Genomic DNA, 21808 nt, shown 5'->3' on the forward strand with positions numbered 1-21808 from the left:
CCAATGTAGAGCCTGCGGAAAAGAACTTCCAGCGCGGTTTTTTGGTTTTTTATGCGCACAGATTGCAGGGAAATGCGGAGTGATTAAAGTTTCCCCGCGCAGCGCCGATAGATAACTCTACTAAAGAAAGCCAGGAAATCGGGCTACTTTGCCTCCATGAAACACGGTGTTTCCTGAAACACAGGCTGTTGACATGAATCTCATTGTAGTCACGCAACACATGTTGCCGCATGTCCCTGATAATCTGATTCTTATTCATGACGGCAGAAAAATATGATCACGAAGATGATGTTAGGGCTGATTACGCCTTCTTTTACCGCCATAGAGCGCGTAAAAGCACAATCTTACTGGCGTCAGTGTCAGAGAGTGTACCGTTTTCAGCCCATTTATCGCACCACAGGAAAGCTGTTGGGAATTGAATTACTGACCGGGGTTTTCCATCCTGCGAACCCGCATAAATTCATTTCGCCGGAAGCGTATTTTGTCGCGATTGCGGTGGGTAAACGCCTGCAAATCGTGCAGGAGCAACTCGACCTGTTGCAACGCTGGCAGACGATGTTTATCGAACATGAATTACTGGCGTCGATTAACGTCGATGGTCAGGTGCTGGAAATGCTGCAATCTGATTCGGCGCTGCGGGCGCAAATCAGCGCCATGCCGTACGTCCGTTTCGAACTGGTCGAAAGCGCCGAACATGCGCTGAGCATTCCGCTGTCGCAAATCGAGCAATCCGACCGGTTATGGCTGGATGACTTCGGGCAGGGCATCGCCAACTTCTCTTCCTTCACGACCTGGCATTACGAATACATCAAAATCGCCCGCGACCTGTTTATCCTGCTGGGGCAGAGCGAAGAAGGCTCACGGCTGTTTTACACGCTGGTGACGCTGATGAACCGTTACAGTAAAGGCGTGATTATAGAAGGGGTCGAGACCGCCGCAGAATGGGCGATGGTCTGTAATTCCGATGCGCTGGCCGCACAGGGGTATTATCTGGCGCGCCCGACGATTTTCGATAATCTGGACAACCTGCCGATACATTTCAAAGGATAATGGATCACACCTGACCCGCTAAGGCTAAGTCTCAAAGTGTCTGGTGAGTTGCTGTGGTGTGATGCATTTCCAATGCCTTGATTTCACTTCTCTTTCCTTTTCTTCCTCCTGCGGTTTCTTTCCCCTGCGTTTATACCGTTTCCGGCAAGCTGCGATGAATTCTACTATGGTTAAACTCTGGGATTCGTTAACTGTCTGAAAGGAACAGATTTATGACGCGCACAGGTAAAGTGATTTCCTGGGTTGTGGGTGTGATTATCATTCTGTTGATTGCTATCGTGATTTTCATCGCGATGTTCGACTGGAACCGGCTCAAACCCACCATCAATCAAAAAGTCAGTACAGAACTTAACCGCACTTTCGCCATCCGTGGCGATCTGGGCGTCGACTGGTCGCGTCATAAAGATGAAGCGGGCTGGCGTGCGTGGGTGCCCTGGCCGCACATTCATGCGGAAGATATCGTGCTCGGCAACCCATCCGATGTACAGACTGGCGAAAAAGACCCGCAGATGGTGAAACTCGCCCGCGTCGATGCCAGCATTGCGCCGCTGGCGTTATTGCATAAAGAAGTGCTGATCCCCACGATCTGGCTGAAACAGCCGGATGCCTCGCTGCTGCGTCTGGATAATGGCAAAAACAACTGGACGTTCAACCTCGCCAACAGCGAGAAGAAAGACCCGGCGCAACCGCCGTCTGCCTGGTCATTTACCCTCAATGACATCGTATTTGACCGCGGTCAGATCGATTACAAAGATGCCCAACTGAAAGCCGATTTCCGCGCGGTGATTGATCCGCTGGGCAAACCGCTGCCGTTTACCGAAGTGGTCGGTGATAAGAGCGATGCACCGAAATCCAAAACCCCGCCTTACATGTTTGGCTGGAAAGTGGACGGAAAATACAACGGCGAATCCCTCTCCGGCAGCGGTAAAATCGGCGGCATGCTGGCGCTGAAAGATCCCGATGCGCTGTTCCCGTTACAGGCGGATGTGCGCTCCGGCAACACGCGGGTGGCCGTGGCGGGGACCTTGCAGGATGCGATGAACCTCGGCGGTCTGGATTTACGTCTCAAATTCTCCGGCCAGACGTTGTCCGATTTGTACGGTCTGACCGGTGTGTTGTTACCGCAAACCCCGCCGTATTCCACCGACGGCCATTTATCGGCGACATTACACGGCAAAAACGGCGCGGTTTACCGTTATCAGAACTTCAACGGCGAAATTGGCGACAGCGATATTCACGGTTCACTGACCTATCAGGCCAGTAAACCGCGGCCTAAACTGAGCGGCGAAGTGGTTTCCAAACAGCTGCGCTTTGCCGATCTGGCGCCGCTGATTGGTGCCGATTCCAACAAGGATAAAGCCAAACGCGGCGAAACGACCCGCCAGCCTTCCGACAAAGTGCTGCCGGTCGAGAAGTTCGATACCAAAAGCTGGCGCGTGATGGATGCCGATGTGAAGTTCAGCGCCAAACGCATTGAGCACGGCAAATCCCTGCCGCTGAGCGATCTGAGTACTCATCTGAAACTCAACGATGGCGAAATCCTGCTCGACCCGCTGCGTTTCGGTGTGGCGGGCGGTAACCTCAATTCCACCATCCGGCTGGAAGGCGACAAATCACCGATGCAGGCGCGTGCGGACATTCATGCACGTAAGCTGAAACTGAAACAGTTGCTGCCAAGCGTGCAGTCGATGGAGCGCAGTCTGGGTGACCTGAACGGCGACGCAACCCTGACCGGCACCGGGAACTCCGTCGCCGCGCTGCTGGGGACCAGTAACGGCGACATGAAAATCCTGATTAACGATGGCGTGATCAGCCGTGGCCTGATGGAACTGGCCGGTCTGAATGTCGGTAACTATGTGGTGAGTAAACTGTTTGGTGATGACGAAGTGGCGATTAACTGCGCCGCCGCCAACGTTAATGTCAGGAACGGGCTGGTGACGCCACGTCTGTTTGTGTTCGATACCGAGAATGCGGTGATCAACATTACCGGCAACACCAACATGGCGACCGAACGGCTGGACCTGTCGATCAATCCGGAAAGTAAGGGTGTACGTATCCTGACCTTACGTTCACCGCTGTATGTGCGCGGCACGTACAAAAATCCGGATGCGGGTGTTAAACCGGGGCCGTTGATCGCCCGTGGTGCGGCAGCCGTCGCGCTGGGTGCCGTCGTCGCACCAGCCGCTGCCCTGCTGGCCCTGATTTCCCCAAGCGACAATGAAGAAAACCAGTGCGGCCCGATATTGCAGCAGATGAAAGAGAAGTAAGCTCCTCCCCCTCGTGAGAGGGGAAGGCGCTGGCATTAATCACCTTCGGGTATCTGTATTACTGAGGCACCGGATCCAGTACCGCACAATTGTGGTCCTGGATCTCTTCCGTGGAGGCGTTATTGAGTTTCAGCAGGTCGCGTTCGCTGGCGAGCAGCAGGAAGTCGCCGCCCGGCAGGGTGACCATCGCCATACCGAAATGGCCCATCTTCTTCTCCGCTTCCGGGACGCCTTCTGCCAAAAGCCGGAACGCGCCTTTCTCATTCAGCTCGGCTGAGGTCACTTTGCGCGCCAGATAAGTGTGCCCGAGCAATTTATCCGGCAGTGCCTGCCAGTTATACCCCATCTGCCCGCCATCCCTGCTCAGCGTGGTTTTCACCTGCGGCAAAAGACAGGAAATATGGATATGCAGCTGATTCTGCGAGCGGCCGTATTGTGAGTTGATCGCCAGCGAAACATTGGCGTCATCAATCGGTTTGCCGTATTTATCCGCCATAAAATGCCGCGCATTCCATGCCTGACTGAAAAAGTTCGGTGTGGCCGGTTCCAGCAGGGCGGGGCTTTCCATACCGGTGATGCGCGCGGTGGGCATCAGCAAATATTGCAGCGGGCCGTTCAGGTCTTTCAGCACCACAAATCCATGTTGTTCATCCACCTGCACACAAGGATCGGGTTTGCCCGTGCTTTGCTGATTCGGCACGCATTTCTTACTGACGATGTTCCACAGGGCGTTCGGATTGGAGGTGTGAGGCCAGAAATACCAGAGGGCCGCAGCAATGACGATAAGCAGGAGCAGGAAAGGCAGGATAAATCGACGCAAGCGCATAAGAAACCTTCGCTGAAGGCACCGTGCCGGGCGCAAACCGGGCACGGTGTCCGGGTCAGTTACAGTGACTGATGGGCGGTTTCTTTCGACAGTAACAACGCGATCAGCGTCAGCGTTGCCATTGAGGCCAGATAAACGCCCACATAGAACAACCCGTAATGGGTTGCCAGCCAGGTGGCGATGTACGGCGCGACGGATGCGCCCAGTATCGAAGACACATTATAGGAGAAGGATGCGCCGGTATAGCGAACTTCTGTCGGGAACAGTTCCGGCAGCAGCGCGCCCATCGGGCCGAAGGTCAGCCCCATCACCATAAAACCACACAGCAGGAAAACCATCACCAGCGCCTGTGAACCGGCCCCCAGAATAGTCGGGAAGCACAGCGCGAAGACGATCATCAGCAGCGTAATGCAAATCATGGTTTTGCGACGGCCAAACTTATCCGCCAGCTGACCGGCTACCGGCACCATCACGCCGAAACCGATCACACCAATCATCAGCATCAGCAGGAATTCGTTACGCGGAATGCCCAGACCCACCGGTTTCGCCGCCGTGCCGTAACCCAGTGAATACACGGTCATGATGTAGAACAGCGTGTAAGTCGCGACCATGATGAAGGTGCCGAGGAGGGTGGCTTTTTTGTATTTGGTGAACAGCGTGCCGATCGGCACTTTGACCTGTTTGCCCGCTTTGGCGATTTTGGCGAACACCGGCGTTTCGTGCAGGGAAACGCGCACATACAGACCGACGATGACCAGCACCGCAGAAAGCAGGAACGGCACACGCCAGCCCCAGGAAATGAACTGTTCGTCCGTCAGCAGCCACGACAGCAGCAGGAACATGCCGTTGGCGAAGAAGAAGCCAATCGGTGCGCCAAGCTGCGGGAAAGAACCGTACAGGGCACGTTTCTTCGCCGGGGCATTCTCAGTGGCGAGCAGCGCTGCGCCGCCCCATTCACCGCCCAGTCCCAGACCCTGACCAAAGCGCGCCAGCGCCAGCAGCAAGGGTGCGAAAACGCCTATCGTCGCGTACGTCGGCAGCAGGCCGATCACCACGGTGGACACGCCCATGGTCAGCAAAGACGCCACGAGGGTGACTTTACGGCCAACGCGGTCGCCGAAGTGACCGAACAGCGCGGAGCCGATCGGACGTGCGATAAAGGCGATGGCGAAGGTGGCAAGCGACTGTAGCGTGGCTGCCGTCGGATCCCCCTGCGGGAAGAAAATATGCGGGAAAACAATCACCGCAGCGGTGGCATAGATGTAAAAGTCGAAGAATTCGATGGCCGTACCGATAAGCGATGCCACGATGACTTTGCCGCGGGAGTTCTGACTCACCAATTGCGCGTCAGCTTCTAATTCTGGAGTGATAGTGGCTTGCATAAGTGTTTCTTATTTGTAATGAGTGGGAGGGATCTAATGTAAATAAATGTATATCGAAAAGGCATCTTATGCAGAGCGCAGCGGTATTTCAACGCAACGAAAGCAGGGGGAAAGGGCAATTCAGGGTGGATCGGGGGAATGTTTTATCAGGGCAGGATTTCGCCAATCATAAGTTTGGCGAATGGGTAAAAGTCAGAGTAACTGACTGCAAAACCGCGAAATAAAAGTACGGCTCTCAGTCAGTTATTCTGGTTTTCAGGGTGAGGCTCGGCTTTATTTGGTGTTATTCACTGCTTTTTAGCTTCATTCTCAGCATTAACGTCGGCTATATGCATTTCATCTGGCACGATGAGGTTGTCCGGTGTGTATTCACTGTCGTTTCCCGTGGCCGTTTTTGCGTGTTTGGCGGCCTTTTGCTTCGGATCCGGCATCGGCGGGTCATCTTTGTATTTCGCCGTGGCGATCCACGCCGCGACAAACAGCGTCAGACGGGCGAAGAAATAGAAGAACGCCATCAGACCGATCACTGACCCGAACGCCGCACCGGAAGGCGAGGTCGCCAGTTTCGGCAGCGTCATGGTCATCACGAATTTGATCACCTCAAAGCCTACCGCTGCCAGCAGCGTGCCGCGCAGTAAGGCTTTTTTGCGAGGCTTATGGCGCGGCAACATCCAGAAAATCCACAGGAACAGCAGATAGTTGGCGGCAATGGAAATCACCAGCGTAATACTGGTCATCACCGGACGCAGCCAGTCGATGCCGCCCAGCCCCAGTGCATCGACAATGGTTTTTTGCGCCGCACCGGCAATAGACGTCAGAGACAGCGTGATGATCAGCGCCAGCACCAGCCCGGTCAGGGAAATAAAATCGCGGATGTAGCGGCGGTAAATCTTCTCCTGATCCTGCGGATTGCGTTCCCAGACATCACGCGACTGAGCGCGGATCGCCTCACGCAAATTGCCCATCCAGCTGACGCCGGAATACAGCGCAATCAGCAGACCGGACAAGCCCACGGCGGTACGCTGCTGAATGGCGGTATTCACCGTGCTTTTCAGCGTATTCGCCAGATTCGGGTCACTGATGCTGTTGACGATTTTGTTGATCAGCTGGGCCAGCAGATCCGGATTTGAGGCCAGCACAAACCCCACGGCGGCGAAAGACACCATCAGAATGGGGATCAGCGACAGAAAGGAGAAATAGGTGATGGCCGCGCCGAACTGGCTGCCCAGGCGATCGTTAAAACGTTCCATGGCACGCAGCAGATGCGCGACCCAGCCCCAGGACTGAACGTGCTCCACCAGCCGCGAGAAGCGGCCAATGTTTTTATCCACCGTCTGATTGCCGGTTTTGAGGTTAATCAGCGGCGCGGTAGTTTCCTGCGTTTTCGGTTCTTTTTTTGAAATGATGGGCATTGATCCATGTCGTCCATAAAAGTGCATCCAGCCTTAAGTATAGACACCTGAGTTGCTCAGGCTATGCCGCAGCGGTTTAACCGCTCAGGCAATGAACGTTTGGGTGATTTCTGTCAGCCAGTCCATAAACACTTTCACGCGGCGGGAAAGGTTCAGGCGGTGCGGATAAACCAGTGTGACCGGCATCGGCGGCGCACGGAACTGCGGCAAAATACTCACCAGCTGGCCGCCCGCCAACGCGTCACGCACGCCGATCAACGGTGCCTGAATGATCCCAAGACCGGCCAGACAGGCAGAGACGTAAGTTTCGGTGCTGTTAACGGTCACCGCGCCGCCACTTTTCACCGTTTTTACCTGCTTGCCGTCGAGATATTCAAAGGCGGAGGTGTGGCTGCCGAGGGTCTGTTCGTAATGCACCATCGCATGTTGCGCCAGCTGATCAGGGTGATCCGGCGTGCCGTAACGGCGCAGATAACCGGGGCTGGCGCAGTTAATCACGCTGAGCTGGCCGAGGGGACGCGCAATCAGCCCGGAGTCTTTCAGCGTGCCGGAGCGGATCACACAGTCAAACCCCTCGCGCACCACATCCACACGATGATCGGTGCTGCTCAGTTCAATTTCCAGCGCCGGATAACGGTTAAGAAACTCGGCCAGTCGCGGCAACACCAGATGCGTTGCCATTCCCACAGACATATCGACGCGCAACCGCCCGCTGACGCTGGCCGGATTCGACTGAAACATCGATTCCAGTTCATCCATGCTGGCCAGCAACTCCTTGCAGCGTTGATAAAAGACTTGTCCGTCCTGCGTCAGTTGCACGCGGCGCGTTGAGCGGTGCAGCAGACGCGCCGACATCCGCGTTTCCAGTTGTTGCACCAGACGCGACACACTGCCTTTCGGTAATCCCAGACTTTCTGCCGCACGGGTAAAATTGCTCAGCTCCGCGACCCGTACAAAAACCTGCATTGATTGAATTTTATCCACATTTTGCCTGATTGTTGTTAATACTGAGACAGTGAAACTCATTATGGACCATTTATCACGCCTGAGTAATCCAATAGGCTGTATTTCATCCGATGCAGAAGATGCAAAAAGCCAATGAGGTCTGAAATGAATCGTAAAATCGCAATTGTGACCGGCGGAAGCCGTGGTTTAGGCAAGAATGCCATTGAAAAGCTGGCAAAAAAGGGCGTTGACGTGATTCTGACTTACCACAGCCAGGCCGCTGCGGCGCAGGAAGTGGTCGCCACGGTGGAAGCTCAGGGCGGAAAAGCCGTTGCCTTGCCGCTCAATACCGGTGAGTCCGGCAGCTTTGACGCTTTTGTGGCGCAGGTAAAAACTCAGCTGCAACAGGTGTGGCAGCGCGACACGTTTGATTTTCTGGTCAACAATGCCGGTGTGGGTTTGCATGAGTCTTTTGCGCAGACTACCGAAGCGCAGTTTGATCTGATGATGAATGTGCACCTGAAAGGGCCGTTCTTCCTGACCCAAAAACTGCTGCCGCTGATGGCCGGCGGTGGCCGCATCCTGAATATTTCCAGCGGTCTGGCGCGGTTTGCGCTGCCGGGATCATCCGCTTACGCCATGATGAAAGGCGCGATTGAAGTGCTGACCCGCTATCAGGCAAAAGAACTGGGTGCGCGGGGCATCACCGCCAACGTGCTGGCTCCCGGCGCGATCGAAACCGACTTCAGCGGCGGCATGGTGCGCGATAACCCGGAAGTGAACAAAATTGTTGCCAGCAACACGGCACTGGGGCGCGCCGGATTACCGGATGATATCGGGGATATGGTGGCGCTGATGCTCAGCGATGAAACGGGCTGGATGACCGCCCAGCGCGTCGAAGCGTCAGGCGGCATGTTTATCTGATGGCTGGTTCAGTCGTGCTGGAAACGCTTTGCTTTCATATGTTGCTGTTTTTCCAGCTCGAAAATCGCCCGTTGCAGGTCACGTTCCTGCGCGGGCGATAAATGCGGAAACTTAAAGCTCAGCCGCTGCGTGCTGACCGTCTCGCCTTTATTGCTCACTGATTTGCGCGCCATTGCGCCCAGATACTCTAAATCCACTTTAAAGGTGCCCAGCTCGGCAAGCTGGATCATCGAATCTTTCAGCACGGAACCGGAGGTGATCTCCGGCGGCGTGATCCCGTCAATTTCCAGCCCCAGCCCGCCCAGGGAAATGTCCCTGACACGGTAGGCGAACTCGGTCGCGTCCGGTAAGGTTCCGCTGCAACGGTAATCCGGCAGCCACGGCACATTCACGCGGAAATACTCACGACGTTGAATGAAATACAGCACCGGGGGAATATCGCAGGTAAAGGTAGGCAAACCTTCAAACGTCACCTGACGGACTTTGCTGCAGGAGTACTCTACTTTCGCGCCGGTCGGTTCAGCGACAAAACTCAGCGAGTCCGCTTCCATCGCCAGACCGTTTTCATAATCTGAGCTGCCCAGATCGAACAGGAACTGGTGGTTATCGGGATCCACGTCCAGAATTTTACTGATAAATTGCCCGCGGGCGTGGCTGACCATGACCAGCGTCTGATTCTTCTTTAAGTCACGCAGAACGGACAAGATTGCCAGCGTGTTCCGCTTAGCAAACGACTCTTTGGATACTTCGCTCACCTGCCACACCTCATAAGAAATAAATGCAAATTAATGGCGCAGCCGTTGCCGTATAAGACGCCCGATAGGGATTATCGGCTACGCAGAACAAAACTTTATCCGGAATTAAGGCGGTTCTTTATGGGTAAAATGGGCAACTGCTGTGCGAGGGTATGCCATTTTGTCCGCCCCTGACTTTATATATAGGCTATCTTTCACACCATTGAAGGTCTATTTCCCCTCTGTCTCAGATTTTTATTATCAGATTCGTCCTTTGCCGCCGACGACCAGCGTGTAGTTTCACTGCGAAACTAACTTATGTAATTATTTAAAGTATTAAACTATTTTTAATGCACGTAACGACGATGTTAAATTGTTTACGAAATCTCGATAATATGAGTATTCGGTAACATTTGTGTGGTTGATTTTGTGAACATCTGCCACGTTGTCGTCACTCTCCATTATTGTCCTTTCATACTCTGTGGAAATAAGTGTTTATTTCCCTCCGCACCGGGTTGTTGATTTCGTTTATCCAGCGCAAATCTGGATAGCTTTCACCTGCAAAACTAAAACTAAACATTCAGAGAAACAGACGTCATGAGAAAGATACTCGCCATGATCCTCTGCCTTAACGTGGTTGCTTTCAGCCAGTCAGCGTTGGCAGAAGATGAAAAGCCCGTTGATGTGTTACTGATCGGCGGCGGCATTATGAGCGCGACGCTGGGGACATACCTTCAGGAATTAGAGCCAGACTGGTCCATCGACATGGTTGAGCGTCTGGACGGTGTGGCGCTGGAAAGCTCCAACGGCTGGAACAACGCCGGTACCGGTCACTCTGCGCTGGCGGAAATGAACTACACGCCGGAAAAAGCCGACGGCAGTATCGATATCTCCAAAGCGGTCGAAATTAACGAATCCTTCCAGATTTCCCGTCAGTTCTGGACCTATCAGGTTGAGAACGGCGTGTTGCACAACCCGCGTTCTTTCATCAACAGCACGCCGCACATGAGTTTTGTCTGGGGCGACGACAACATCAATTTCCTGCGTAAACGTTTTGCGGCGCTGCAACAAAGCACTCTGTTCCGTGGCATGGAATATTCAGAAGACCCGGCGCAAATCAAACAGTGGATCCCGCTGGTGATGGAAGGGCGTGATCCGGCGCAGAAAGTCGCGGCGACCCGTATCCCGATCGGCACCGACGTCAACTTCGGCGAGATCACCCGTCAGCTGGTGGCGTCGTTGCAGAAGAAACCTAACTTCTCGCTGAGCCTCGGTCATGAAGTCCGCGATATCCAGCGTAACCCGGATAACACCTGGAACGTGACCGTTGCCGACCTGAAAAACGGCGACAAAGAAAGCGTCATCAAAGCCAAATTCGTGTTTATCGGCGCAGGCGGCGCGTCCCTGACGTTGCTGCAAAAATCCGGTATTCCGGAAGCAGACAACTACGGCGGCTTCCCGGTCGGCGGCGAATTCCTGGTGACCGAGAACCCGGACGTGGTGAAACGCCATCTGGCCAAAGTGTACGGTAAAGCGTCTGTCGGCTCACCGCCGATGTCCGTGCCGCACCTCGATACCCGTATTCTGGATGGCAAACAGGTTCTGCTGTTCGGGCCGTTCGCCACCTTCTCCAGCAAATTCCTGAAAAACGGTTCCCTGTGGGATCTGTTCGGCAGCGTCAATTTCTCCAACATCATGCCGATGACCCACGTGGGTATCGACAACTTCGATCTGGTGAAATATCTGGTCAGCCAGGTGATGCTCTCCGACGACGACCGTTTCGATGCATTGCGTGAATACTTCCCGGATGCGAAGAAAGAAGACTGGCGTCTGTGGGAAGCCGGTCAGCGCGTGCAGATCATCAAAAAAGATGAGAAAGAAGGCGGCGTTCTGCGTCTCGGCACCGAAGTGGTCAGCTCGAAAGACGGCAGCATCACCGCGCTGCTGGGCGCTTCTCCGGGCGCATCTACCGCAGCGCCGATCATGCTGCACCTGATGGAAAAAGTGTTTAAAGACAAAGTGGCGACGCCAGAATGGCAGGCCAAACTGAAGGACATCATCCCTTCTTATGGCACCGAACTGAACGGCAACGTGGCGGCAACCGAGAAAGAACTGGGCGACACCAGCCGCGTTCTGATGCTCGACAACCCGCAGCCAAAAGCCGCAGAACCGGCTCCGGCGGCGGACAATTCTTCAGCCCCTAAAAAGGGTGAAGAGCAGAAGCAGGTTGCAGACGTCGCGCTGTAATGTGATTCCGTAAAAAGTGATCGTAAAGGCGCGGGCAACTGCGCCTTTTTTAACATCTCACGTTTGCCATCAAACCCGATTTAGCACAAATTGCACGTTCTTTGACCGCCAGAAACCCCTCCAAAACTCTTTTGCAGAACCCTTAAAATCCAGCGGTGACGCGGCCTGAGCCACTGTCTGATATCCCCTCTGCCTGTTTTTTTGAAACGTTAAATCCTTTTTTAAATTTTGTAGTGATAATGTTATATTCGTAGCCATCATTTGAAAAAATGAAGTTTCAGTAACGATCCCGCGTGTTTTTTTGCTAATTTCTTGTTCGATAGCCATAACAATATTCCTAACGAATAGCCAAAACAGAACTGAACATTTAGAGAAACAGACGTCATGAGAAAGATACTTGGTATGCTTCTCAACCGTGACTCACTGGGTGCCAGCGAGCCTGCGGCCGCAGAAGACGAAAAATCCGTTGATGTATTGCTGGTCGGCGGCGGAATTATGAGTGCAACCCTGGGGACTTATCTCCGGGAACTCGAGCCGGACTGGTCGATCCATATGATCGAACGCATGGATAGCGTGGCGCAGGAAAGCTCCAACGGCTGGAATAACGCGGGTACCGGCCATGCCGCGCTCGCAGAAATGAACTATACCCCGCTGATGCCCGACGGTTCTGTCGATATCACCAAGGCCGTGGCGATCAACGAAGCCTTCCAGGTTTCCCGTCAGTTTATGGCGTATCAGGTGCAGAAAGGTGTGCTGAATAATCCGCGCTCGTTCATCAACAGCGTGCCGCACATGAGCTTTGTCTGGGGCGATGAGAATATCGATTTCCTGCGCAAACGTTTTGCTGCCCTTCAGGAAAGTACGCTGTTCCGTGGCATGGAATATTCGGAAGACCCGGAACTGATCAAACAGTGGATCCCGGCAGTGATGGAAGGCCGTGATCCGGCGCAGAAAGTCGCCGCAACCCGCACCACCGCAGGCACGGACGTGAACTTCGGTGAAGTGACCCGTCAGCTGGTTGAGGCGTTGCAGAAACAATCCAACTTCACGCTGGCAAACGGTCAGGAAGTGCGGGATATCCAGCGCAATCCGGACAAAACCTGGCGCGTCACCATTACCGATCTTAAACACAGCCACAAACACCATGTCGTGAATGCCAAATTCGTGTTTATCGGCGCAGGCGGCGCGTCGCTGACGCTGCTGCAAAAATCCGGCATTCCGGAAGCGCGTGAATACGGCGGTTTCCCGGTGGGGGGCGAATTCCTGGTGACAGAAAATCAGGATGTGGTGAAACGCCATCTGGCGAAGGTTTACGGCAAAGCCGCCGTGGGCGCGCCACCGATGTCGGTTCCGCATCTCGACACCCGTATTATTGATGGCAAACAGGTTCTGCTGTTCGGGCCGTTCGCCACCTTCTCCAGTAAATTCCTGAAAAACGGGTCCCTGTGGGATTTGTTTGGCAGCGTCAATAGCTCGAACCTGCTGCCAATGACCCATGTCGGCGTGGGCAACTTCGATCTGGTGAAATATCTGGTCGGGCAGGTGATGCTCAGTGACGAAGACCGTCACGCCGCGCTGAAGGAATTTTTCCCGCAGGCCGAGCAGAAAGACTGGAAACGCTGGGTCGCCGGACAACGTGTGCAGGTCATCAAAAAAGATGGCAAGCACGGCGGTGTGCTGCGTCTGGGCACCGAAGTGGTGAGCGCAAAAGATGGCAGCATTGCCGCCTTGCTGGGTGCATCACCGGGCGCATCAACGGCGGCACCGATCATGATGAAGTTGCTGGAAACCGTCTTTAAAGAGAAAGCCGCCAGTGCAGAATGGCAGGCCAAATTCCGGGAAATCATCCCGTCTTATGGCACCAAACTGAACGGCAATGTGGAAGCGACCGAGAAAGAACTGCTGGAAACCAGCCGTATCCTCGGGCTGGAAACCCCGTCGCTGAAAACCACACCCGTTGCCGATGTGGTTCAGCTACGTCCGCTGGAGGCTCAGGCGAAACAAGAGCCGAAACAGCCTGCGGATATCGCGCTTTAATTTCCTGATTTCAGGCACAAAAAAACCGCTTTAAAAGAGCGGTTTTTTTTATTGGTGATTTAGTTAGCGCTAAACCAGCCTTTTAAAACAAGCGGGAACGAGCAACCTCAACGAAAAGAACTGTACATGATTCACCCGAAACGAACAAGTTGAGTGACAATAAAATTGTCTTACTTTTTATATGGTCTTAATGCTAGTCTGCGCGCGGAGCTAGTTTCGCCTGTTTAGCGACAGGTCACCGGGCTCAGGAAATAGCACTTAAGTACCGCGGGGACGAGCAACCTCAACACTGCTTGTCCTTCTCCTGTCGGTCCCGGTGCTTATGGGTGAAACGCGGCTATAAAAGGCCGTAACAATGAAAAAGTGTATATACGCACTGATCGTTGTGCTGGGTTCTTTGATGACGTCTGAGAATGATGGATGGAACGTTAACGTTTCTCATATCAATATTAACGTCAACATGGGGTCTGGTTTATAGCAGTAGAGAAACCGCCCTTCGGGGCGGTTTTTTAACTCAGGCTTTACGCCCTAATCCCCAGCACACCAGTCCCGCCACCAGCAGCGACGGAAGAGTCGCCCCCACATCAGGCAGCAGATTTGCCATCAGATGATAGACCGCAATTCCGATAAACCAGGCTGCGACAGATCGCAGATTGAGGTTTTCGGTGGTCTGCCGGCGCAGGACAAAATGGTGCGTCAGCACCACGCCGAACAGCGGCGCGAAGACTGAACCAATCAGCAGCAGGAAGTTTTCATATTGCGTCAGCGGCACCGACCAGGCGATCAGCGTACACAGCAGGCCGATACCCAGCGTCAGCTTACCGACGCTGACCGGCACGGAAGTGCCTGCCGACACCGCCGCCGAATGGATATCCGCAAAGGCATTTTCATGTTCATCCACCAGAATCAACAGCAGCGGAATGCCCAGCGCGATACCGGAAAGTGCCAGCAGCAGCGCATTGGCATCGGTCGGGGTGCTGACAAACGCAAGCGTATAGGCCACGCCGAGCGACATCATCCACACGCTGCCGAGGAAATATCCGCACGCCGTGCCCCAGAAGTTTTGTCGCGCAGATTTGCCAAAACGGGTGTAATCCGACACCAGCGGCAACCACGAAAATGCCATCGACACCACGATGTCACAGGCCAGCGCGAAGGGCATCGAACCGTCTCCGGCGCTGTGCCACAGCGTGGATAAATCCGTATGCAGGAACAGATAACCGGTCAGCCATGCGCAGCTCGCCAGCAGCAACCAGATACCCCAGCGGCGCAGCACCACGCGGATAAACGCCAGTGGCCCGCTGGCCGCCAGCAAGGTAGCGACAGCGCCGAAAATAAACGTCCAGAGTGTCGGATTCGCCCAAATACTGCCATCCCCCCAGGCGCGTTTCGCCAGCAGACTGGCGGCATCACGCATCACCACAATTTCGAACGCGCCCCAGCCAATCAGTTGGATCAGATTGAACAAGACCGGCAACACCACGCCGCGTTTACCGAGGCTCAGTTTCAGCGACGCCATTGATGATAAACCGGTTTGCCCGCCGGTTACGCCGACCAGCGCCAGCAGCGCAACGCCGACGGCAGACCCCAGCACAATCGCCGCCAGTGCTCCTGCCAGTCCGAGGCCCGGCGCAAGAATCGCCCCGGCCTGCAACACCATCAGGCCCATGCCGAGTGAGAACCACAGCGAGAATAAATCTGACCAGCCCAGCACCCGTGATTTTTCCGGCACAGACGCCTGAGGAGAGTAAATACTATTATCTTTCATGAGGTTAATTTTGTGGCTAAAGCGAATGCCTGTTATAGCATATTGCGGTGAGATCCCGATGAAGGGCGGGGGAGAAGCGCACTTTTCGGCGGGGCGTGAGGATTTCAGACACAAAAAAACCGCTTCAGAGAGCGGTTATTTTGTTGAGGAAGTTCAGTTAGCGCTAAGCTTTCTCAATTTTCATTTGCTTAAAATAAGCGGGACAAGCAGCCCAGACCGGGTAAATATACCTAAGTGAAGAATCCCCGGCAAGCTTAAATTATGATCAATAACCTTATAAATATAATGGCCTTAATGGTAGCATCTGCGCGGGGCTAGTTTGCCCGTTTAGCGGCGGGTCACCGGGCTTGTAATTGGCACTTAAGTACCGCGGGGACAATCAGCCCAGACGCTGCTTGTTCTTCTCCAGTCGGTCCCGGTGCTTATTGGTGAAACGCGGTTATAAAAGGCCGCAACAATGAAAAAGTGTATTTATGCACTGATCGTTGTACTGGGTTCTTTGATGACGACTGAGAATGATGGATGGAGCGTTAACGTTTCTCATATCAATATCAACGTCAATATTGGCCCGGTTTTATAGCAGTAAATGAACCGCCCTTCGGGGCGGTTTCATGCGAGGGTTAGATTAACCGCTATTTTTGCAGTCCGGGGAAACAGGTAGAATAAATCCATTGTTTGCTGAATCAACGCCCTTGCTGGCTGAAGGAGTAAGTACCGGTGGATGAACACATTACGCCTCTGGCGCCGGAAGGTGAGTTTGTTCTTTTCCAAACTCATGACGGGCGGCTACGTATAGAATGTCGCTTTGAATCGGAGACGCTATGGCTATCGCAGGCTCTGATTTCCGAAATTTATCAAAAAGATGTTCGGACCATTAACGAACATTTGATGAATATCTATAACGACGGTGAGCTTGAGCGAGATGCAACCATCCGGAAATTCCGGATAGTTCGTCAGGAAGGGACGCGGGAGGTTTCCCGGCAGATTGATTATTACAATCTTGATGCCATCCTTGCGGTCGGATATCGCGTCCGCTCTGCCCGTGGTACGCAATTCCGTCAGTGGGCGACACAAACCCTGCAAGAATATGTCATTAAAGGGTTTGTCATGGACGATACACGACTGAAAAATCCGCCAGTGGGTCAGTCAGTCGTGCCGGATTATTTCGACGAAATGTTGGAGCGCATCCGGGATATACGTGCCAGCGAACGCCGTATTTATCTTCGTATCAAAGATATTTTTGCGATGGCGGCTGATTATCGGCCCACAGATAAAGATACCGCGCGTTTCTTTCAGGCAATCCAGAATAAGTTGCATTTCGCCTGTACCGGCCTTACAGCGGCGGAAATTATCGCTCAGCGCGCGAATGCCAGCCAGCCGGATATGGGACTGACCAGTTTCAAATGTGATCAGGTGCGTAAGACTGATACCACGATTGCGAAAAATTACTTACGCGAAGAAGAAATTGATCAGCTGAATCGCATTATTTCAATGTGGCTGGATTACGCGGAAGATCAGACTAAGCGCCGCCAGCAGATATTCTTAAAAAGCTGGGAGGATAAACTTGAACAATTCCTCAATTTCAATGAGTTTGACGTTTTGCAGGGCAGCGGTAAAACCAGCAAAAAAGAAGCGGATGAAAAAGCCTGCCAGCAATATGAGAAATTCGCTGAACAGCGTCGCAAGCTGAAAGAGGCCGAAGGCGAAAAAAGTAATATTGAGGCGCTTTGCACTCTCGCACAGAAAAAACGTTAACTGTGCTTTCAAATCCCGTCATTTCGAATGAATGACAATCACACCCAGCTTCTCCAGCAAATGACTTTGCTGCCAGTCATCGATTTTCACGCCATCGAGATCGATTTTACGGATATTCAGTTCGCCCAGATCTGAATTCGTCAGGTCGCAATGGGTGATGTTGACGTTATTCCAGTCAAACTCAGTGAATTCGCCACCGGAAAGGTCGGCGCCGCTGAAATTTGCACCCTGCACGTTCGCGCCGGTCCAGCGGTTTTCCCACAGTTCGCATTTTTCCAGAATGACGTTGCGGAAATTGGCATAACTGAAGTTATTTTTGGTCATGAACGCGCTGCAAAACCAGGTGCGTGGGGTGATCATATTCATAAAGCTGGCACCGCTGAAATCTGCGCCGGTGGCTTTGCATTCGCGGATTTCACAGCCCAGCGCCTGAATGTTTTTGAAATCCGCCATCGTCAGATCGCAATGTTTGAAACTGGCATCCTGCAATCTGGCATGCTGGAAAGAGCAGCCTTTTTGCTCTTCATCATCGTAAAACAGACAATCGACAAACGCGGTTTCTGACAGATCGGTGCTGTCGAAACGGCAGCGGTAAAAGCGGCAATTCTCCAGCGTTTCGCCGGTAAATTGTTTCACGCTAAAACGCTGGTCGCTGAATGTCTGGTCTTTGATCATCGGATCCTCTGTCGTCTTTGATGCCCTGCAAAGGCCGATATCCTGACAGAAAACGTTTGCCGAAAATATGGAATCCGCCTCGTAATAACACGATTTACCTACGTTTGCCTTTTGCCGGATCGGCGTGCGAGGTCTATTCTCAATGACTTAACGGAGCACTTCTCTCACTCAGATAAGGAAGACTGGAATGCGTTTGTCATCTCTCTTTTTGGCAACCAGCCTGGCTGTCAGCCAGTTTGCAGGGGCTGCGGAAACCGCCAGGCCCGCCACGCAGGAGCATGCTATGAATCACGCCATCAATGCAGATAACCCATTTCTGAAACCCAGCCCGCTGGAATATCAGGCGCCGCAATTTAATCTCTATAAAGACAGTGATTATGAACCGGCGATCCTCGAAGGCATCCGCCAGAAACTGGCTGAAGTCGATAAAATTGCCAGCGACACGGCGCCGCCGACCTTTGAAAATACCTATGTGGCGCTGGAAAAATCCGGCGTCATGCTGCAACGCGTACAGAATGTTTTTGGTGCGATGACCGGTGCGAACACCAACGACACGCTGCAAAAAATTGACGAAGACACCTCGCCAAAACTGGCCGCGATGGACGACAGCATTCATCTCAACAGCAAACTGTTTGCGCGTCTGAAAGCGGTGTATGAGCAGCGTGGCAGCCTGAAAATTTCGCCGGAATCGCAGCGCCTGATCGACGTGACGTTTAAGGATTTCGAGCTGGCAGGTGCCAATCTTTCTGATGCGGATAAAGATAAACTGAAGGCGCTGAATCAGCAGGCCGCAACACTTAGCACCCAGTTTACCAACAAATTACTGGCCGCGACCAAAGCGGGCGGGCTGACGGTGAAAGACAAAGCGCAGCTTTCCGGGCTGAGCGATGCCGAACTGTCGGCGGCCGCGCAGGCCGCCAAAGATCGTAAGCTGGATAACGCCTGGCTGCTGGTGCTGCAAAACACCACGCAGCAGCCGTTATTGCAATCGCTGGAGGATCGCGACACGCGCAAGGCGCTGTATGAAGCCTCGATCAATCGCGCCGAAAAAGGCGATGCCAATGATACCCGCCAGCTGATTGCGACGCTGGCAAAAGTCCGTGCCGAACAGGCTCAGGTGCTCGGCTTCCCGAGCTATGCCGCGTGGAAGCTGGAAGATCAGATGGCGAAAACGCCGCAGGCTGCGCTCGATTTTATGCACAAAATCGTCCCGGCAGCCACCGCCCGCGCGCAGCGTGAGGCCGCTGATATTCAGGCGGAAATCGATAAACAGAAGGGTGGCTTTAAAGTGGCTGCCTGGGACTGGCAGCACTATGCGCAGCAGGTGCGCAAAGAGAAATATGACCTCGACGACGCGCAGATCAAACCCTATTTCGAGCTGAATAATGTGCTGGAAAACGGCGTGTTTTATGCCGCGAATCTGCTGTACGGCATCACTTTTAAAGAACGCAAAGACCTGCCGGTGTATAACCCGGACGTACGGATTTTTGAGGTGTTCGATAAAGACGGTAAATCGATGGCGTTGTTCTATGCTGATTATTATCAGCGCGATAATAAAGGCGGTGGCGCGTGGATGAGCAATTACGTCGAACAGTCGAAATTGCTGGGCAATAAACCGGTGATTTACAACGTGGCGAATTTCCAGAAACCGGCGGCGGGGCAACCGGCGCTGCTGTCGTGGGATGACGTGATCACTATGTTCCACGAGTTTGGTCACACGCTGCACGGCCTGTTTGCCGATCAGGAATACCCAGGCCTTTCCGGCACCGCCACACCGCGTGATTTTGTCGAATTCCCGTCGCAGTTTAACGAGCACTGGGCGAGCGACCCGAAAGTGTTTACTCACTTCGCCAAACATTATCAGACCGGCGAGGTGATGCCGCAGGCCCTGCAGGACAAAATCGAGAAGGCCAGCAAGTTCAACAAAGGTTATGACATGACCGAACTGCTGGCGGCGGCGTTACTGGATATGCACTGGCACAGCCTGAGCGCGGACGCTCCGCAGCAGGATGTGGATAAGTTCGAAGCGGAGTCGCTGGCGAAAGACAAGGTGAATCTGGCGTATGTGCCGCCGCGCTACCGTTCCAGCTATTTCCAGCACATCTGGGGTAACGGCTATGCCGCCGGATATTACGCCTATCTGTGGACCGAAATGCTGGCCGACGATGCCTTTGCGGGTATCACTGAACAGGGCGGACTGACGCGGGAGAACGGTCAGAAATTCCGTGATCAGATCCTCTCGCGCGGCAACAGCGAAGATCTCGAAAAACTCTATGAAACCTGGCGCGGCAAAGCGCCGTCGATTGAGCCGATGCTGAAAAATCGCGGGCTGAAGGAGTAACTTTCGGGTTTCCTTGAGGCCCTGACGTGAAAACGTTCAGGGCCTTTTTTATGCTGTCCGCGATGCCAGCCGGTGCCCCATCCAGAAGAACACCAGGCCGCCCACCGAGGCGGCGATCAGCGCGATAAACATCACCGGCGGGGCGGCGTAACTGAGCAGAAAACCGCACATGACCGGGTTTATCGCGCCGCCCAGATTGCTCAGGTTCTGCATGCCGTAGTAGCTGCCTTTCATGTTTTCCGGGGCGATAAAGTCGATAAACATGTATTCCACCGGAATGACGATCAGTTCGCCGAAGCTGAAAATCGCCATGGCGATCACCCAGAACAACACCGATTGTCCGGCGGTCATAAAGCCAATCAGGCCGATGATGAAGAAAATCGTGCCGAGAAGCAGCCATTTCAGCAGGCTGTTTTGTTTCATCCGGCTGCTTAATACGTACTGGAACGCGATAACAATCACGGCGTTGGTGATCATCACCGCGCCGATGATTTTGTACGCGAAGGCCGCGTTCGACACCAGAATCAGGTACTGCGACAGATAACCGGCGAACTGCCCGAACACCACTGAACCCAGCGTACTGCCCAGCGTGAAGTAAATCAGTCGCCGGTCGCGGGCGAGAATACCCAGCGTCTGGCGCAGATTGGGTTTCGGCTGCGGAGTTTGCTCCTGCTCCGCTTGCGGCGGTTTATGCGCAATATTGCGCAATCCCCAGGTCAGGGAAATCACGGTGCCCAGCGCCAGTACGCCGGAAATCACAAACGGCAGCATCGGGCTGAAACCGGCCAGCCAGACGCCCAGCGATGAACCGACCGCCCAGCCGACGTTTACCAGCGTGTAGTTCATCGAAAAGGCTTTCACCCGTTTTTCCACCGGCAACCAGCTGGCGATACAGGCTTTAAGCGTGATGCTGAGCAGGGCATAAGAGGCATTCAGCAGCGCCAGAACCAGCAAAACACCGGTCACATTGGGCAGCACCGGCAGCAGTAAAAAACTCAACCCGAACAGGCTGATCGAGACGGTGATCAGTGTCCGGTGGTTGAATTTATCCACCAGATAGCCGCCATACAGGCTGCTGAGAATGCCGATCGCCAGACTGGCCCCGAGAATAATCCCGACACTTTTGGGCAGCAGATGATAGTGCTCGGTCAGATAAATGGTAATAAACGGCAAGGTAACGCCACGTCCGATAGTAAGTACTAATGAACTGGCTAGTAACGCGAGGATTAACGGCGGCATTCCCTTCATGATGAACGGCATTCCCTGATTAACGGCAACATTTTTGTTACATGATAAAGGAGTCTGCGCAGTATTTTTCATTACAAAAAAGAGGGATTTAAGAGAGTTGCGCGGGCGAACCCGCGCCGGTCAGGATCCTGCTTATGACTTCTGCGGTGCAAGGCCGTGGAAGGATCATGAACCTGCTCTTGCAGGCTCATCAAGTT

The 21808-nt window shown here is 53.6% G+C and carries 16 protein-coding genes; 7 read left to right on the top strand and 9 right to left on the bottom strand.

Annotated features, from left to right (window positions below; translation table 11 throughout):
• Nucleotides 1-273 precede the first annotated feature (273 nt).
• Both pdeH and EDF78_RS10565 read left to right on the top strand, forming a co-directional pair.
• Nucleotides 274-1050 carry a cyclic-guanylate-specific phosphodiesterase gene (gene pdeH / locus EDF78_RS10560; protein ID WP_095923932.1) on the top strand — a complete coding sequence of 259 codons (777 nt, stop codon included), beginning with the start codon at nt 274-276 and terminating at the stop codon, nt 1048-1050.
• Nucleotides 1051-1262: 212 nt separating this feature from the next.
• The gene (locus tag EDF78_RS10565) at nt 1263-3317 is read left to right on the top strand and encodes an AsmA family protein (RefSeq protein ID WP_133823066.1); all 2055 of its coding nucleotides are present in this window, start codon (nt 1263-1265) and stop codon (nt 3315-3317) included.
• Nucleotides 3318-3375: 58 nt separating this feature from the next.
• On the opposite strand, the gene EDF78_RS10570 is transcribed toward EDF78_RS10565, so the two are convergent.
• The 4 genes from EDF78_RS10570 to EDF78_RS10585 form a co-directional block, all read right to left on the bottom strand.
• A complete protein-coding gene (locus EDF78_RS10570) occupies nt 3376-4143 on the bottom strand; it encodes a CDP-diacylglycerol diphosphatase (protein WP_131693698.1) in 768 nt (255 codons plus the stop codon).
• 59 nt (nt 4144-4202) lie between these two features.
• Nucleotides 4203-5525 (bottom strand): MFS transporter, encoded by a 1323-nt coding sequence (locus tag EDF78_RS10575; protein ID WP_119825452.1) that lies wholly within the window; start codon nt 5523-5525, stop codon nt 4203-4205.
• A gap of 287 nt (nt 5526-5812) precedes the next feature.
• Nucleotides 5813-6937, bottom strand: a complete 1125-nt coding sequence (gene yhjD, locus EDF78_RS10580; RefSeq protein WP_133823067.1) for an inner membrane protein YhjD — start codon at nt 6935-6937, stop codon at nt 5813-5815.
• An 84-nt stretch (nt 6938-7021) separates the two neighbouring features.
• Nucleotides 7022-7921: a LysR family transcriptional regulator gene (locus tag EDF78_RS10585; RefSeq protein WP_162928650.1), complete on the bottom strand. Its 900-nt coding sequence runs from the start codon at nt 7919-7921 to the stop codon at nt 7022-7024.
• Between the two features lie 126 nt (nt 7922-8047).
• Here EDF78_RS10585 and EDF78_RS10590 point away from each other — a divergent pair, with 126 nt between their 5' ends.
• Nucleotides 8048-8806 carry an SDR family oxidoreductase gene (locus EDF78_RS10590; RefSeq protein WP_133823069.1) on the top strand — a complete coding sequence of 253 codons (759 nt, stop codon included), beginning with the start codon at nt 8048-8050 and terminating at the stop codon, nt 8804-8806.
• Nucleotides 8807-8814: 8 nt separating this feature from the next.
• On the opposite strand, the gene EDF78_RS10595 is transcribed toward EDF78_RS10590, so the two are convergent.
• Nucleotides 8815-9561 (bottom strand): flagellar brake protein, encoded by a 747-nt coding sequence (locus tag EDF78_RS10595; protein ID WP_095923925.1) that lies wholly within the window; start codon nt 9559-9561, stop codon nt 8815-8817.
• Nucleotides 9562-10137: 576 nt separating this feature from the next.
• On the opposite strand from EDF78_RS10595, the gene EDF78_RS10600 reads away from it, so the two are divergent.
• The gene (locus EDF78_RS10600) at nt 10138-11787 is read left to right on the top strand and encodes a malate:quinone oxidoreductase (protein WP_131693693.1); all 1650 of its coding nucleotides are present in this window, start codon (nt 10138-10140) and stop codon (nt 11785-11787) included.
• 69 nt (nt 11788-11856) lie between these two features.
• Here EDF78_RS10600 and EDF78_RS10605 read toward each other — a convergent pair whose 3' ends face one another.
• Entirely contained in the window at nt 11857-12114 is a 258-nt protein-coding gene (locus EDF78_RS10605) for a hypothetical protein (protein ID WP_133823070.1), read from the bottom strand.
• Between the two features lie 57 nt (nt 12115-12171).
• On the opposite strand from EDF78_RS10605, the gene mqo reads away from it, so the two are divergent.
• Entirely contained in the window at nt 12172-13824 is a 1653-nt protein-coding gene (mqo, locus tag EDF78_RS10610) for a malate dehydrogenase (quinone) (protein WP_133823071.1), read from the top strand.
• A gap of 514 nt (nt 13825-14338) precedes the next feature.
• Here the strand turns inward: mqo and cytX are convergent.
• Entirely contained in the window at nt 14339-15592 is a 1254-nt protein-coding gene (gene cytX / locus EDF78_RS10615; protein WP_133823072.1) for a putative hydroxymethylpyrimidine transporter CytX, read from the bottom strand.
• A gap of 717 nt (nt 15593-16309) precedes the next feature.
• Between cytX and EDF78_RS10620 the strand changes: the two genes are divergently transcribed.
• Nucleotides 16310-17347, top strand: coding sequence for a virulence RhuM family protein (locus EDF78_RS10620; RefSeq protein ID WP_119825434.1), 1038 nt, complete (start codon nt 16310-16312; stop codon nt 17345-17347).
• Between the two features lie 18 nt (nt 17348-17365).
• Here the strand turns inward: EDF78_RS10620 and EDF78_RS10625 are convergent, their stop codons facing one another.
• Entirely contained in the window at nt 17366-18022 is a 657-nt protein-coding gene (locus EDF78_RS10625) for a Qnr family pentapeptide repeat protein (RefSeq protein WP_133823073.1), read from the bottom strand.
• A gap of 187 nt (nt 18023-18209) precedes the next feature.
• On the opposite strand from EDF78_RS10625, the gene dcp reads away from it, so the two are divergent.
• Entirely contained in the window at nt 18210-20363 is a 2154-nt protein-coding gene (gene dcp, locus EDF78_RS10630) for a peptidyl-dipeptidase Dcp (protein ID WP_133823074.1), read from the top strand.
• A gap of 48 nt (nt 20364-20411) precedes the next feature.
• On the opposite strand, the gene EDF78_RS10635 is transcribed toward dcp, so the two are convergent.
• Nucleotides 20412-21611 (bottom strand): MFS transporter, encoded by a 1200-nt coding sequence (locus EDF78_RS10635; RefSeq protein ID WP_243839444.1) that lies wholly within the window; start codon nt 21609-21611, stop codon nt 20412-20414.
• Between the last annotated feature and the right edge of the window lie 197 nt (nt 21612-21808).

The organism is Rahnella sp. BIGb0236 (assembly GCF_004364755.1).
Classification (GTDB): domain Bacteria; phylum Pseudomonadota; class Gammaproteobacteria; order Enterobacterales; family Enterobacteriaceae; genus Rahnella; species Rahnella victoriana.